Annotated in this window: 10 protein-coding genes and 1 tRNA gene; 4 read left to right on the top strand and 7 right to left on the bottom strand. The window is 64.2% G+C overall.

All coding sequences use genetic code 11. The annotated features are described in order from the left end of the window. Positions 1–78 precede the first annotated feature (78 nt). Entirely contained in the window at positions 79–1,164 is a 1,086-nt protein-coding gene (locus AAGD32_16840; protein ID MEM8875916.1) for a LacI family DNA-binding transcriptional regulator, read from the bottom strand. A gap of 78 nt (positions 1,165–1,242) precedes the next feature. Here AAGD32_16840 and AAGD32_16835 point away from each other — a divergent pair, with 78 nt between their 5' ends. Further along, a complete protein-coding gene (locus tag AAGD32_16835) occupies positions 1,243–3,297 on the top strand; it encodes a beta-galactosidase (GenBank protein ID MEM8875915.1) in 2,055 nt (684 codons plus the stop codon). Positions 3,298–3,301: 4 nt separating this feature from the next. Here AAGD32_16835 and AAGD32_16830 read toward each other — a convergent pair whose 3' ends face one another. Continuing rightward, a complete protein-coding gene (locus AAGD32_16830; protein MEM8875914.1) occupies positions 3,302–5,026 on the bottom strand; it encodes a class I mannose-6-phosphate isomerase in 1,725 nt (574 codons plus the stop codon). Continuing rightward, a complete protein-coding gene (locus tag AAGD32_16825) occupies positions 5,023–5,961 on the bottom strand; it encodes an ROK family protein (GenBank protein MEM8875913.1) in 939 nt (312 codons plus the stop codon). Before AAGD32_16825 ends, AAGD32_16830 begins: the two co-directional genes overlap by 4 nt. Positions 5,962–6,017: 56 nt before the next feature. Here AAGD32_16825 and AAGD32_16820 point away from each other — a divergent pair, with 56 nt between their 5' ends. Further along, positions 6,018–7,346, top strand: coding sequence for a sulfatase (locus AAGD32_16820; GenBank protein MEM8875912.1), 1,329 nt, complete (start codon positions 6,018–6,020; stop codon positions 7,344–7,346). A 152-nt stretch (positions 7,347–7,498) separates the two neighbouring features. Further along, positions 7,499–9,958: a glycoside hydrolase family 2 protein gene (locus tag AAGD32_16815; protein MEM8875911.1), complete on the top strand. Its 2,460-nt coding sequence runs from the start codon at positions 7,499–7,501 to the stop codon at positions 9,956–9,958. Positions 9,959–10,129: 171 nt separating this feature from the next. Here AAGD32_16815 and AAGD32_16810 read toward each other — a convergent pair whose 3' ends face one another. Both AAGD32_16810 and AAGD32_16805 read right to left on the bottom strand, forming a co-directional pair. After that, entirely contained in the window at positions 10,130–11,095 is a 966-nt protein-coding gene (locus tag AAGD32_16810) for a hypothetical protein (GenBank protein ID MEM8875910.1), read from the bottom strand. Positions 11,096–11,248: 153 nt separating this feature from the next. Beyond that, positions 11,249–11,320, bottom strand: a tRNA-Asn gene (locus AAGD32_16805). 134 nt (positions 11,321–11,454) lie between these two features. On the opposite strand from AAGD32_16805, the gene AAGD32_16800 reads away from it, so the two are divergent. Then, a complete protein-coding gene (locus AAGD32_16800) occupies positions 11,455–12,348 on the top strand; it encodes a transglutaminase-like domain-containing protein (GenBank protein MEM8875909.1) in 894 nt (297 codons plus the stop codon). 34 nt (positions 12,349–12,382) lie between these two features. Here AAGD32_16800 and AAGD32_16795 read toward each other — a convergent pair whose 3' ends face one another. Together AAGD32_16795 and AAGD32_16790 are read right to left on the bottom strand one after the other, a co-directional pair. Further along, positions 12,383–13,645 (bottom strand): hypothetical protein, encoded by a 1,263-nt coding sequence (locus AAGD32_16795; GenBank protein MEM8875908.1) that lies wholly within the window; start codon positions 13,643–13,645, stop codon positions 12,383–12,385. A gap of 146 nt (positions 13,646–13,791) precedes the next feature. Next, a complete protein-coding gene (locus AAGD32_16790) occupies positions 13,792–15,198 on the bottom strand; it encodes an ATP-grasp domain-containing protein (protein MEM8875907.1) in 1,407 nt (468 codons plus the stop codon). Positions 15,199–15,378 lie beyond the last annotated feature (180 nt).

Raw genomic sequence — 15,378 nt, 5'->3', positions numbered from 1 at the left:
CGAGCTCATCGGCCTCGATCGCGCAACCGCGGTTGACTCGCTCAACCATCTGGTGTTCGAGCGTACGGAGTAACGGGGTCATGCACTGACGGTCGAAGCCCGTGCGACAAGCGTCGGCGTGACCTCCACCACCGAGCCCGCGGTTACGTCGAAGTCCAACGCACACTTGGCCGCGAGTTGGCCAATCTGGTACGCCTGCTGATCGATGCTCGTCAGCGGCAACAGGCTCGTATCGAACACCTCGTTGCCATAGCCAATGACCGCCAGGTCAGCCGGCACGGCCCGTCCGAGCGAGCGCCCGGCTTCGATGATCTGCAACGCGAGGTGGTCCGACGACGCGATGACCGCGGTCACGTCGGGGTTGTCCCGCAGCAACTCGACGATCCGTGGCCGCTCGGCCGAACCGACGGTTTCGACGTGACAGACCAATCCGTCCGGGACGCACGCCTTGAAGGCCGCTTCCCGTCGCACGCACCACGCCTGCAACCGGTCAAGCCCGGCGAACGCGATCCGTCGATGGCCCTGCTCGGTCAAGTGATCCACGGCCAATCGCATCGCGGCCGACTCGTCCGTGGTGACCATGGTCGCGTTGGACACGCCCGGCAACTGGTCGTCGATGCTCACGATGGGCCAACCGCGCTCGCCGATCTGCGTCATGCAGTCGATGGCCTGCTGGTCGAACAATGGCCAGGTGATGATCGCATCGACCCGCCGGTCGATCAGGCGGACGAGCCGTTCATGTTCGAGCCGATCGGCGGTACCGGCTCCGGTACTGATGCTCGAATGGCCGATGCGAATGGACGAACCGGCCGTTGACTCGTCCGCTTGGCGGTTGACGGTCGGGTGGACCAACGCGTTGGGCCAGAGCACGATCGGAACCCGCTTGGCCGCGAGCAGCTTGTCGTGGATGCCATAGAGCACGCCCGTCCAGTACACGTCGAACGGCGCGGCAAAAACACCGATGGTGTTCGTCTTCCCCGTCTGCAGACCCTGCACCAACAGGTTCGGCCGCCATCCCAACTCGACGGCGATCTTGTGGACCCGCTTCTGCGTTTCCTCGCTGAACTCGTTGATCTTGACCCCGCGCAGAATGCGCGAGACCGCAGCGAGCGACACGTTGGCCTCCTCGGCTATATCTTTGAGGCGCGGGGCGCGTTGCTTCACGCGGCGAGCTTACCAAATTTCCGGGCAACGTCCGCGCGATCGGTGGTTGCCATTCCGACAGTTGCGCTATGTTTGGCCATGCAACCCAACCGCGCACTTGGCTCGCAGATCTGGATCGAGCCCGACGCCACCGCCGAGCAGATCGACACGCTGTTTGCCAAAGCCGCAACGAGCGGGCTTGGCATGGCGCGACTATTTCTCATGTGGAACTGGATCGAGCGCGAGCCGGCCGTGTGGGACTTCGGCATCTGGGATCAAGCCTTCGACGCGGCCGAACGTCACGACATTCGGATCAAGGCCACGCTCACCGCCAACAGCGGGCCGTGGCACGTCGGCACGCCGGCCGTGCAACACACCCACACCGGCTTCCTCACCGACGACCATCTCGCTCACGCACGGACCTACGTCGAGAAATGTGTTTCCCGATTCGCGGATCATCCCGCGCTCGCCCAGTGGGTGTTGTGGAACGAGCCGGTCGATGAAGCGTTCGGCGGCGAGGCGTATCTCGCGTTCTGGCGAAAGTGGCTGCGAACACGCTACGCCAACGATATCACCGCACTGAATCGTCGCTGGCAGTGCGGCTTCGACGACTTCGCGCAGGTGCCCTACTTCGCCGAGGTCGCTCATCCCGCCCACCGGCGGAGCCACTGGCTCGTCCATCGCATCGGCTTCGATGAGCTCGCATGCCGCGCCGATTGGCTCGTCCAGGAACTGCGCTGGGTTGTCGAAGTGGTGCGGGCGCACGACCCGTCGACACCGCTTTGCGTCAACCCGACCGCAATCCACGCCAACCAACCGGCGATGGGGACGAACCTCTCGGCAATGACCGACATGGTCGATGCCCTCGGGGCGAGTTTTCACCCGGCGTGGCATTTCACCTTCGCCCCGCGCCACGACTTCACGGCGCTCATCCACGCCTGCGTGCGCCATCTTACACACATCGACGGCATCCGCGCGGTCGAGGTCACGGAACTTCAAACCGGCAACACTTACGAGTCATCGAACCGACCGTGCGACGTGACGCCGGGCGAGATCGTCCGTTGGCACCTGGCCGCCTTCGCTGGTGGCGCGACGAGTGTGACGGGCTGGTGTTTCAACGCGCGAGCCCAGGACTTCGAGGCCGGCGACTGGGGGCTGCTCGACGACGCGGACGAGCCGAGCGTGCGGAGCGAAGCCGTCGCCGACCTACGCCAACGGCTCGATCGCATTGTCGCCAAAACGGGGGACTGGACACCGGCCACGCCGACGCTGTGGATCGCGGTCAGCAACGCGAGCCAACAACGCGATGCGGTCCGCGAGATGAACAACACGTCGTCCGTCGCCGGCCGGAAGGTGGACGACCCGGCCCACGCCGCAGCCCATCTCGCGACGATCGCCGCACAGCTAGGCGTTGCCGCATCGATCGCCCAACTCGACGTCATTCTCGCACGCGCCACCAAGGGGCAGACGGTCATCCTCCCGCACGTCTCCGTCCTCACGGCTGACGAATCGAAAGCGCTGCTCGGACTGGTACGGTCCGGCGTGCACGTGATCTGTGACGGGCTGACGGGGCGATACGACCGGGACGCCCTCCTGCACAAGCGTTGGCCGGTCGGCTGGACCGATGCCGCCGGCTTGCGTTGTGTCGGGCTTTCCACGAATTTCGCGCACTACCCCTTGGTGGATCTGGCCGACCGACCAGCGGGGATCGCCGCCGCGTCACGGGCGGTGGTCGATGCGTCGGACGAGTGGGAAAGATCGACGGACCTGCGGTTTGCCGGGGACAACTCGCCGGTGTTTCTCTCGCGCGAACTCGGGCAAGGCCGACTCACGTTCGGCCGATTGCTGCTTGCCGCCACGCTCGTGCATGACGCCGACACGCATCCGCACTTCCGGGCCTGGCTCGCCAAACAACTCCCACCGGCCGATGTGCGGCCGCTGCCTGCAAAGGCCGGGGTGTTGGCACTGCCCGTCAACTGCGAGCACGGCCGCCTCACGGTAATCCTCGCGGAGAACGACGATGACGTCACGCTCGCCGTGCCGGCCGGTACCGACCACCACGATCTTTGGTCGGACCGCCCTCTCGGCCGGGCAACGCACGGCGAGCTACGGGTGCGCCCGGAAAGCGGTGTGAGCCTGCTGTGGTCGGCGTGAACACCTAGCGCACATACGCCTTCAAGGTCGCGTGTTCGCCTTCACCAAGCGGCCGGACGACATAACGTCCCACCGCCGCGGGAACGATCCACGTCTCGGCGTAATGCACTTCGAACGGCTCGAAAGCCCCGGTCGGTGATTCCACCACGGCCGCGTCGCCCTTCACGAGGTTGAGCACATGGACCCCGCCGGTTTCGACGCCACCGGTGTCGTGTTCAACAGACTGGGCGAACCAGTGCCGGCGCGTCTCGATGAACTCTCGCCGGTGTAGCCCGGTCCGCTCCTCGCGCCAGCCGTCACCCTCGGCCACGGGTTCCACGACGTTGATCAACTCACGCTCGCAGAACGCCGTGTCGCGGCCGAAGTCGATGTTGGCCATCCCGCAGTCAATGTTGATCGGGCGCGGCTTACCGTCGAGACCAAGCCGACCCCAGTCCCAAAGCTTGAACGTGAAGATGTATGGGGTCGCGCTGATCTCGAGGACCATCGTGTTCTTCCCACTGCAATGCACCGTTCCGGCTGGGATCAGAAAGTGATCGTGCGGCTTGGCCGGTACGATGTTGACGAAGCGTTCGGCATCGAACGGCGCACCGCCCGCCTGTGCCGTCTCGAGTGCCGCCCGGAATTCTTGCGGATCGACGCCCGCTTTCACCCCGAGGTAGCACGCCCCGTCATCCGCGGCATCGAGCAGGTAGTAGCTCTCGTCCTGCGTGTAGTGCATGCCGAAATGCTGCTGGATGTATTCGGTGAGCGGGTGGATCTGCAGGCTGAGGTTCCCGCCGTCCATCGTGTCGAGGAAGTCGAAGCGGATGGGAAACTCATCACCGAACCGTGCATGGACCGGATCGCCGAGCAGTTCCCGCGGATGACGAAACAGCAGGTCCAGACTCGGCAACTCCATGCGGCCATCATCGAACGCGAGCATTAGCGAGTTTTCCTCGGGCACGCAATCGAAGCACCACGCGTAGTTCGGCGGCCCATCGGGCAACTCACACACCTCGCGCATCCACTGCCCGCCCCACGGACCTGGGTCGAAAAACGGCACGACCCGGAACGGTCGCGTCGTCGCCGACGCCAGCGAACGCCGAACGTCCGACCCGGCCGCGAGTTTGGGTGTGTCGGTCGTCGTGTCCAGGAAGAAGTCGGCCCGCTCGAGCAAAGGCCGTTTGTGTGCGTCGAGCGTCCGCCAGTCCACGAAGAATGAACGCTTGTACAGCAGGTTGGCCGGGGTGCCGGCGTTGTCGGCACCGAGGTTGCCCACCCGTCCAGCGCGTTGCCGCTGCTGAATCTCCCAGCGGGGCATATCGGCAAGGACCAACAGATCACCGCCGATCAACGCCGCGCCGACACCGATGACCAAGGTCCGCCCGTCGCTCCGAACCGCGCCGAGCTTGTCGGGATCGAAGAACGAGGACAAAGGCAAGGCACGCAGGAAGCCGAAGATGGGATCGTCTCCGCCGAGGAACGGCGCGAGCAGCGCGTCGATCTCTGCCGTCGGCCGGAGCAGTTCGGCGGTGTGAACAACGTTGTCGAACGCGATACGCTCGGTCAGCGCGCCAAGCACCGACGATTCGTCAACACCGTCGTAGCAGTCGACGCACAGTGAGCCCCCCTTGTCGAGCACACCAGTAATGTCGTCCCACCCACATGCGAGGGAGCCGGTCGTCGGGATGACGGGTTGTTTGTCGTAGTTGGGCCGGCGCCCCGGCGGGAGTGCGGTCGAGATCATGATGTGCTGTCGGGAGAGTGCTGAGAAGCGAGATGGGCGAGTCCGAACAATGCGGCAGCGTCACCCAGTTCGGCGGCGGCGACTTTGACCGGATTGCCGCGCGTTGATGCGTTTCGTGCGAGACGGCTTCGGACATGAGGCAGAATCACGTCCGCGCTGCGCATGATACCACCGCCGATGACCAGGCACGTCGGGTCATAGCAATGCACGAACGTGACGGCGAGTGTCGCCCAGATGTCCAGCGCCCGATCACGAAGAACGCGGGCGAGTTCGTCGGAATCGGCATGCCTGAACACCGCCGCATAGTCGATCGCTTCGACATCTCGCAAAGCGCTCTCCCCGAAGCCGGGAAGTTGTCGCGCCTGACCGTGCAGCACGCGCGAGCCGACGATCGTCTCGGCGCAGCCGATGTTGCCGCACACGCACGCAGCGCCCTCTGCCCCGACGGCGATGTGTCCGCCGAGAATGCCCGCCTGTCCGTTCACGCCACGCAGCGGCATGCCGTTGATGATCGCCGATGTGCCGATGCCGGTGCCGAGCGTCATCATGACGACGTCGTCCACGCCGCGAGCCGCACCGAACTTCCACTCGCCGATCGCCGCCGCACGGGCGTAATTCTCCAACACCGAGGGCAGGCCACACCGATCTCGCAGCCACGCGGGAATGTCGAGCTTGCTGCTGCCGGGGAACTTGCCGAACCGATCATCCGCGACACGATTCTGGTGGACGATGCTCGGCAGGCACAAGCCGATCGCGGTCGCCGTGTCGAAGCCGCGAAGCCCAGCCCAGGTTTCCAGCAATCGCTCCAGCGCGGTCTGTATCGTTTGGTCCGCGTGTGCGTCGAAAACGGCCTGGTCTAAGACGGTGGCAGCGCGGGTATCGATGATGCCGGCTTTGATTCGCGTACCCCCGAGATCACCGACCAAAAGTGCCATTCGACTCAATCATACTGTGCTAAAGTAATTGAGACGAATGCAGCATTGCCCGGTCGATGAACGTGCCTCAAGCCCCGAACATTCTCTACCTGCATTCGCACGACACGGGGCAGTTCATCGCGCCTTACGGACATGACGTGCCCACGCCCGCCTTGTCGAAGCTGGCGGCCGACGGGGTGCTGTACCGAAACGCCTGGTGCGTGAGCCCGACATGTTCGCCCAGTCGAGCCGGGTTACTCACGGGCCAATACCCCCACGAGTGTGGCCAGTTCGGCCTCGGTAATCGCGGCTTTCCGCTCGCGCATCCCGAGCGTCACCTCGTCCACACGCTCCGCAAGGCTGGATACTTCAGTGCGCTGCTGGGGGTGCAACACCTTGTTCCCGATGAGCGTGATCTCGGTTACGACTTCGTCCGCGACGCGTTGGTGGGTCACACGATGGATCACCGCAACGAGCCGATCGAATCGCCCGCGGTGGCGGAGTCCGCATGTGCCTGGCTGCGCGAGCACGGCAACATGGACCGGCCATGGTTCCTCGACGCGGGCATGGTTCAGACGCACGCGTTGTCGTGGGGTTCGATGACCGAAGCGCAGCGACCAACGCCTGACGAAATCGAGCACAGCTTCCCGCCGGCGCTGATCCCGCCCGGGGCTTATGCGAAAGAACACTGGGCACACCACCGCAAGTCCGCCGCCATCCTCGACGCGGGCATCGGACGGATTCTTGAGACGCTCGACAACATGGGATTGACCGAGCGCACGCTGGTGGTCTACACGACCGACCACGGCCTGGGCGTCCCCCGTGGCAAATGCACGCTCAACGATGCCGGGCTTTCGGTCGGAATGATGTTGCGCGGCCCAGGCTTCGACGGCGGCAAAGTGATTGATCAGCACGTCAGTCACCTCGACCTCGCCCCGACTTTCTGCGCGTTGGCAGGGATCGATCCCGAGCCGTGGTACCAGGGCAGATCGCTACTCGATCCGACCACCGAACGCCTGCACTTCAGCGAGATCAATCACCACGGCCACCACCAGCCCGAACGTTCAGTTCGCGACGAGCGTTGGCGGTTGGTGCGACGCTGGTGGTCCGAGGACCGGCCTTACCTGTACAACGCCGACCCGACCCCGGCCCGTCGCGCGTGGGCCGAGCTTGATCCCGCACCCGTCGCGTTCGAAACGAGTAACCTGCCCGAACTTCATGACGCGCTGTACGACTGCGCGATCGACCCGTATCAGACTTGCAACCTCGTCGATGACCCGCGCGTCGCCGAAGTTCACGACCGACTCTCCAACGCCCTCGACTCTTGGATGCACGACACCGGCGACATTCTGCCGGCCGCTCATGCCTTCAACCCCGACACTCACTCCTGCCTGGGTTCCACTTGACGCTCATCACATCGCCAACGTCCTCACACTCAAACCACGTCACCAAGCACTCATTGGACGGAACCGCATGGACCGCCCGACTAACCCGTGTGCATCCGCGTGACCGTGGGGTCGCACACGATCAGAGCGACGCCCCCACGAATCTTGCAGACGTGGTGATCCCCGCGTCGGTGCCGGGTTGCGTCCACACGGATCTTCTGGCGGCGGGGCTGATTGACGATCCGTACATCGCTGACAACGAGCTTGGGCTTCTTTGGACCGGCCGGTGCGATTGGTCCTACGCGCGCGAGTTTTCCGTTTCGGAGAGGGATCTCGAACACGGGCATGTCGATCTCTGCTTCGACGGCCTGGACACCATCGCCACGATCCTCGTCAACGACGTCGAGGTGGGTCGAACGCGGAACATGCACCGCCGGTATCGCTTTGACATCGGCACGCACGTGACCCCCGGTGTGAATCAGCTCGAAGTGCGTTTCGCCGCTCCGGTGCCCCATGCGTTCGACCAACGGGAGAAACTCGGCGATCTCCCCGTCGCGGGCGGCGGCCTGAACCCGACCTCACCGCACAACATGCTCCGGAAGATGTCGTGCAACATGGGCTGGGACTGGGGCCCGGTCCTGCCGACCTGCGGCATCTGGCGCTCGGTGCGTCTCGAGACATGGTCCAAAGCCCGGCTCGGCGACGTCCGGCCCATCATCCGCGAAGCCACCGCCGAACGCGCCGTCATCGACATCGACGCCGACATCGAAGGCGACGTGACGCTACTGGCCACGCTCACCGCACCGGACGGCACGGCCTTCGACGCGACCGATCGCACGATCGTCGTCGACAAACCCGCGCTCTGGTTCCCCATCGGCTACGGGCCGCAACCACGCTACGAGTTGGCGCTCAAACTCCGTGACGAAGACGGACAGATCCTCGACACGCGGGGCATGCTGATCGGCTTGCGCAGCGTCGAACTCGAATCCGATCCCGACACGGACCCACCGACGCCCGCCGACGACCTGGGCCGAGGTTCGACCATGCGCCTGCGTGTCAACGGCGAAGTCGTCTACTGTAAGGGCGCGGATTGGATCCCGGACGACTGTTTCCCGCACCGTGTCGATGAGCAGCGCTATCGCCGGCGACTCGAACAAGCCGCCTCCGCCCACATGAACATGCTCCGTGTTTGGGGCGGCGGACTCTTCGAGGACGACGCCTTTTACGACGTGTGCGATGAGTTGGGCATCCTCGTGTGGCAGGACTTCCTCACCGCCTGCGCCTCGTACCACGAGGACGACGAGTCGGCCGCGGAAATGGAAGCCGAGGCCCGCGACAACGTCAGTCGGCTGATGCGGCACCCGTCGGTCGTCATGCTCAACGGCTGCAACGAAAACCTCTGGGCCTACAAGGACTGGAAGTACAACGGCGTTCCGTGGCACGAGCACATCGGCGATCGCGGCTGGGGGCTCAAGTATTACTTCGAAACCTTCCCCGCCGTGATGGCGGAGCTCGCGCCGACAACGCCCTACTGGCCGGCGAGCCCTTGCAACGGGCCGACGCTCGCCGACTTCGAGAACGGCGACCCCAACGCCAACGAGCACGGCAACCGCCACGTCTGGAACGTTTGGCATGGGCCGGGGCATTACCTGAACTACTTCGGACACTGGCCGCGCTTCTGTAGCGAGTTCGGCTTCCACGGCCCGGCCAACTGGCCGACCCTCGAACGCGCCATCCCCGCCGACCAACGCGCCTGGGACAGCCCGACGATGCGGCTGCACAACAAAAACTCACGCTCCGAAATCGGCGACGGGCAGGACAAGGCCACGGCACGAATGGCCGACGACTTCGACGTGCCGACCGACTTTGACGATTGGCTGTACCTCGCCCAGGTCATGCAGGCCCGCGCGCTGCAGATCGGCGTCGGCTGGTTTCGCTCGCTGTACCCCTGGAACAACGGGGCACTCATCTGGCAGCTCAACGACTGCTGGCCTTGCTCGAGTTGGGCGATGATCGACGGCGACGGCCGGGCCAAGCCGATCCTGCACGCCGCCCGTCGTTTCTTCGCGCCCCGCGTGGTCAACCTCGGCCCACGCCGCCCTACAGCGATCGGCGGCTGGGATCAAGACCCCGGTCCGCTGCGGGCGTACCTCCACAACGACCACGCGGAAGCCTGGTCGGCGATCCTGCGTCTCCGGCAAATGAACTACGCCGGGCAGACGCTCGCCGAGCACACACAGTCGGTCACCATCCCGCCTCGCGCGGCGGCGAATGTAAACATGCCCGACGGCTGGTCACACGATCCCGCGACCTTCATGGTCGCCGAAGCCGAAGGTGGCGAGCGGTCGTTTTGGTGGTTCACGCCAGACAAGCACGCCCCGATTCCGAGCCCGGCATTCGATACGGAAGTCGACGGGCTAAGCGTGACCGTCCGGGCCAAAACGTTGCTACGCGATGTCTGCCTATTCGTCGACCGTCTGGACCCCAATGCCGTCGCAAGCGATGCGTGCGTCACGCTGCTGCCGGGAGAATCGTTTACTTTCCGGGTCGACGGGATTGACAGCCTCGACATCGACGCCGTCAAACGACCGCCCGTGATGCGAGTCATCGGCGACCTGCTACGTCCGGAATGATGGCGAGACTGCCGAGATAAAGGATCAAGCCGCGGATGAGCTTCTGTCGCAATGACGACTACCGATAGACACCCAACTGCTGAACGGTCTCGTACATCGCGACCGCGTTTTCGGTCGGAGTATCATCCTGAAGCTGGTGCGTCGGGGAGAAGCAATACCCACCGCCAGGCATCATGATCTTGAGTGTCTCGCGACAAACGTCGATGGTGTCGTCAACAGTCCCCTTGGCGACGGGGCCGGCGGTACTGATACAGCCGTGAAACGCGAGGCGATCGCCGAAGGTCTCCTTGAGGTAGGCCGGTGCCATGTCAGCGGCCCGGGCTGAAGCGTGTCGATGACGGTAATGCCCATGTCAATCAGTTCGTTGAACGCCCAACTACACGAACCGCAGGAGTGAATCATGACGGGCAGTTCGTATGACTTGGCGAGATCGATAAACGGTTGATGAATCGGCCGGATCTTTTCACGGAACATGTCGAGACTGATTCGTGGGCCGTGCTGGGTGCCGAGGTCTTCACCCATCCAAAGGAAAGAGATACCACCGCGTCCGGCTTCGAGGGTGCGTTTGAGAACTTCGTACTTGATGGCCACATAGCGCCTAATGAAGGTCATGAGCCCTGGGTCGTCGGTCGCTAGGCCGATATACATTGCCTCGTCACCGACGTGTCGTCCGATCCAGTTCATCACCTCGAACTCGGTGTGCGCGCTGACCGCGTAATCTTTGAACCGCTCGCAGTCGGCCGATACCGCGGCGTAATCGAAGTCGTCGGGCGAGGGCATGGGATAGCTCGCGGCCACATCTTCGGTCATCTCGGCGATCCGACATGGCCAGGGCTCCCAGTAGCTGCCGGTCGCGTGTTTGATGAGCTTATGCCGTAAGCCCCAGTCGGCGGAAATGTCGACGTCCGGCTCCGGCGCGTCCTCATGCAGCCTGAGGCCAACATACGGCGCACAGGTTCGGCGGAAGTCCACGCCCAATGCATTTGCCAGCCCTTCGTCATCGTCCTCGCGCGGACCGAAGTGGAGCTTGAGCCGGCGGTCGATGTCGGGGTTGCAAAGGTAGTTCACCGGCACGCGATCGGTCGGCTCACGCCAGAACGTCGCGAGCACACGCTCTCTCGGAATCATCTTGGCCATTTGGAGAGCTATACCCGTCAATCGCGGAGCATCAATGTGTAGGCACCTCCTCTCACAGCGAATCGCTCCGATGGATCACACTCAGGGACACGAAAGCACAATCGAGCTGCTGATGAATCAGCGGCTCGAAGGATGGAACATGCTCGTGTAAGGCTCCGCGGGATGGATTCGAACCATCGACCAATCGGTTAACAGCCGACCGCTCTACCACTGAGCTACCGCGGAAGGTAGCACGCCGCGTTGCCGCAGCGGGTCGAAACGGTAGGCCCGGCCCGCCGGCTGTCAAGCGCGGTATTGCCCCCCGCGAAAAACGATGATTGGCCCCGAAGTTGCTGCTTGGCCGATGAACCTTATCAGCCATGCACGCCACCGAGGGATACTTCGACGAGTTGATTCCCGCACCCGACGGGAGCGGTTCCGACGCCGGCTTCACACCCGTCGCCTGCCCGCCCGAGCCCTTTCGGCTCATGCGGCATTGGGCCCCGATGATCGAATCGCCCGACGCCCTGCTCGCCTGTGCGACCGCGATTTCCATGCAGCGGAATCCCGGCGTCTCGCTCGCGAAGCTCGACCGCACCCTCAACGGCATCGCCAACGAAATCCGCAAGACCGTTCGCGGGCCGCAACAACAGGCGCTGCTCGCACACCTGCACCATCACCTGTTCGACACGATGCTCTTCGCCGGCGACGGGCGGGACTACTACAACCCGGCCAACAGCGACATCGCGGAGGTCGTCAAGCGCCGCACCGGCCTGCCGATTCTGTTGTCGCTGGTTTACAAGGACATTGCCGGCCGGCTCGGACTGCGTGTCGACGGGATCGGGTTGCCGGGGCACTTCGTCGTGTCGGTCGCGACCGACGAGGGGCCGATGCTGGTGGACCCGTTCTTCGGTGGCGTCGTGCTCAGCGAGGAAGAGGCCGCCGAGCGCGTCCGTTCGATCCTCGGACCGGAGGAAACCGTCACCACCAACATGCTCCGCCCTGTGAGCAACCGGCACTGGATCACGCGCATCCTGCAAAACCTGCTCGGCAGCTACGGCGCGGCGAGCCGGTACAACGATGTCGCGGCGATCCTCGAGCTGGAAATGCTGCTCTGGCCGGAGCAAAAACACCTCCAGCGTGACCTGGGCCTTTGCCTGGCTCGCGTCGGCCTGCCCAGCGAAGCCGGCCGCTGGCTCGACGTGTATCTCAAGGGCAACCCCAACGATCCGCAACGCGGCGATCTGGAAGAGTTGCTAGCCGTCTTGCGGTAGACCCCTTGTCCCATTTTGCGGCCGCGGCCGCAAACTACTTCATCCTGAGCATCAGCACCGCACCCGGGTAGAGCACCTCAATCCCGTGGTGCTTGGTGTCGCTCGTCAGACGTATCTCGTTCGCACCCTGCTTGAGCCACGCGATGTCGATGGGGACGACAAGGTAACGTGCGTCGTGATGACCGGGGCTGTCGACCGGCAATGGATGACCGTTGAAGTGGAACGGGTGCTCGACCTCCTCAACGCCGCCGTCCCACAGCGTCAGGTGCAACTCGGCACGATCAATCTCCGCCGGATCAACGTCGACGGTGAGCGTGCGGGTTTCAACCTGATCATCACGGGCCCACATGCTGCCGATCGGCTCATCGACATGGACCATCGTCACCGCCGGCTTCGCGGGTAAATCCACCGTTGCGATCGGCGTCTCGTAGCGCACGTTGTTCTCGAAGTGGACCACCGCACGCACCTTCGCCGAACCGGAGTCGGGGATCATCGACGTGTCCCAATCGGCAACGAACGGCGCGGCACTGACGCGCCCGCCACCGCCGACGAACTTGCCTTGGTACTCGTAGCCGTGCCAATCACTGTCGGCGTCGCCTGTCTCGTCGAAACCGGCATGATTGGTGTAGTAGTCGACGTGCTTGATCACCGACGCGTCGAAGTCTGCCGGCAGGTCGAGCCCGAGCCGGACGGTCTCGGCGTCGATGTCGGTCGTTACCGTGGCGGTGAACGCACTAAGTCCGGCATCGGCGACGAGCGCGTGATCCGCCGGCAGCTCGGCATGGACCGCGACGTTGTCGACGAGGAAATGTCCGAACTCGAAATGCTCCTCGCCCACCGGCTGATCGCATGCAAACTGGATCGCGTTGACGCCACGCACGAGATCGGTGCGTTTGAGTTCGATTCGCGGAAACGCGTGATATTGGCGGACTTTCACGAAGCCCGCTTCCTCCGGCACGTCCGCGAACGGGTCCGGCAGCATGTACGTCGAGCGCCCGTTGAGCGACACCCGCTTGCCCGGCGTCATCGAATGACCGCCCCACATCTCGATCACCAGTTCAGCACCGATCATCTCATGCGGTGGCACCGGCATGTCGACCGTCGCCAGCCCGTTGTCGAACACCGCGCCGTTGTTCTTCCACCACTTGTGCAGCACCGTCCCCGGCCCGCTCACGCGCAATCGCGGCATCGGTTTGGGCGGACGTTGGTGCTCGTACTTGGCGACGATGAGAAACCGCCCGGTATCGGGCGGCGACGACGTTTCGGCTTGCAACGCGAGACAGAGAATCAGGGCCAACATCGAACCTCCTCAGGTGGTCCGTGCAAGCTACTCCGAAGACCGACCAACACCAAGTCATCTTGAGCGCGGTCGAAGGATCTCTTCGACTTCGTGACCGAGCCTGCCACGAAACTGAAGAGATCCTTCGACCACGCTCAGGATGACTATGCAGAGGAGGACGTTGCGGTGGACACGTGATAATCCTGCAGCGGCTTCACGTCCCAATCGCCCTGCTGCAGCGACTCGATCGCGCGGGCGGCGGCAAACGCGGCGGTCATCGTCGTGATGATCGGTACGCGATTGCGCACGGTCAGGGCGCGGATCTTGCCCTCGTCGGTCGTCGGGCCCTTGCGGGTGGGCGTGTTGATGACGAGATGAACCTTCCCGTCGGCCATCATGTCCTTGAGGTTCGGTCGGCCGTCCTGAATCTTGTTGATCTTCTGGCTGTCGATCCCGGCCTCGGCCAGCGCATCGTGCGTGCCGGTCGTCGTGATAAGCGAAAAGCCCAGCTTTTGAAGGTGTTTCGCGAGATTCACCGCCGCGGCTTTGTCGGCTTTTCGCACCGATAGGAACACGTTTCCCTCGCGCGGCAGCTCGGTGCCGGCGGCTAGTTGGGCCTTGAAGTACGCCAGCGGGAACGTCTGGTCGATGCCCATGACCTCACCGGTGGAGCGCATCTCCGGGCCGAGGATGATGTCGACGCCGGGGAACTTGCTGAAGGGGAAGACCGCTTCCTTGACGGCGGTGTGCGTGAGCTTGGGCGGGTCGGTCACGTTGAGGTCGTCGAGGGATTTGCCGGCCATGACCTGCGCGGCGAGCTTGGCCCAGGGGATGCCGGTGGCCTTACCGACGAACGGAACCGTCCGGCTCGCGCGGGGGTTCACTTCGATAACGTAGATCTCGCCGTCCTTGATCGCGAACTGGACGTTCATCAGGCCGCGGACGCGCAGGGCTTTGGCCATCTGACGGGCCTGGTCCTTGAGACGATCGACGATGTCGTCGCTCAACGAGTACGGCGGGAGGGTGCAAGCGGAGTCGCCGGAGTGAATGCCGGCTTCCTCGATGTGCTCCATCACGCCGGCGACGACCGCGCGGCCGTTGCCGTCGGCGTCGAAGTCGGCTAGCAGGTCGACGTCGACCTCCGTCGCGGCGTCGAGGAACTTGTCGACGAGGATCGGTTTATCGTCCGCGGCCTCGACGGCGTTGGCCATGTAGTAGTTGAGCTGGTCCTCATCGGAGACGATCTCCATCGCCCGGCCACCCAGCACGAACGACGGGCGGACGAGCACCGGGTAGCCGATGTCCTTGGCGATGGCGCGGGCTTCTTCGACGGAGCGCGCAATGCCATTCGCCGGCTGTTGCAGACCGAGCTCCTGCAACATCGCCCGGAACCGCTCGCGGTCGCCGGCGCGGTCGATCGCGTCGACGCTGGTCCCGAGAATCGGTACGCCGGCTTCCTGCAAGCCGTCCGCCAAGCTAAGCGGTGTCTGTCCGCCGAACTGCACGATGACGCCGTGGACCAATCCTTCTGACGAGCCGCGACCGTGAGGGAGCGCCGCGGCATCATCCACATCTCCTGCGTTCGGTGCCGTCTCGCTTGAGTTGCCGGCTTCGCCTGGCGTGGGGGCCCCCCCGGGGCGGGGCGGGGTGTAGGACCCCCCCCGGGACCCCACCCCCCCCGAGGGCGCCAACACCGGCGGACACCGGGCGGAGAAAAGAAACTACGGCGGGGGGGAGTGGGTGGTGAGAGG

It is taken from the genome of Planctomycetota bacterium, assembly GCA_039182125.1.
Taxonomy (GTDB): Bacteria; Planctomycetota; Phycisphaerae; order Tepidisphaerales; family Tepidisphaeraceae; genus JBCDCH01.
The sequence above is the reverse complement of the archived record's forward strand: the minus strand, read 5'-3'. Positions and strand labels throughout refer to the sequence as shown.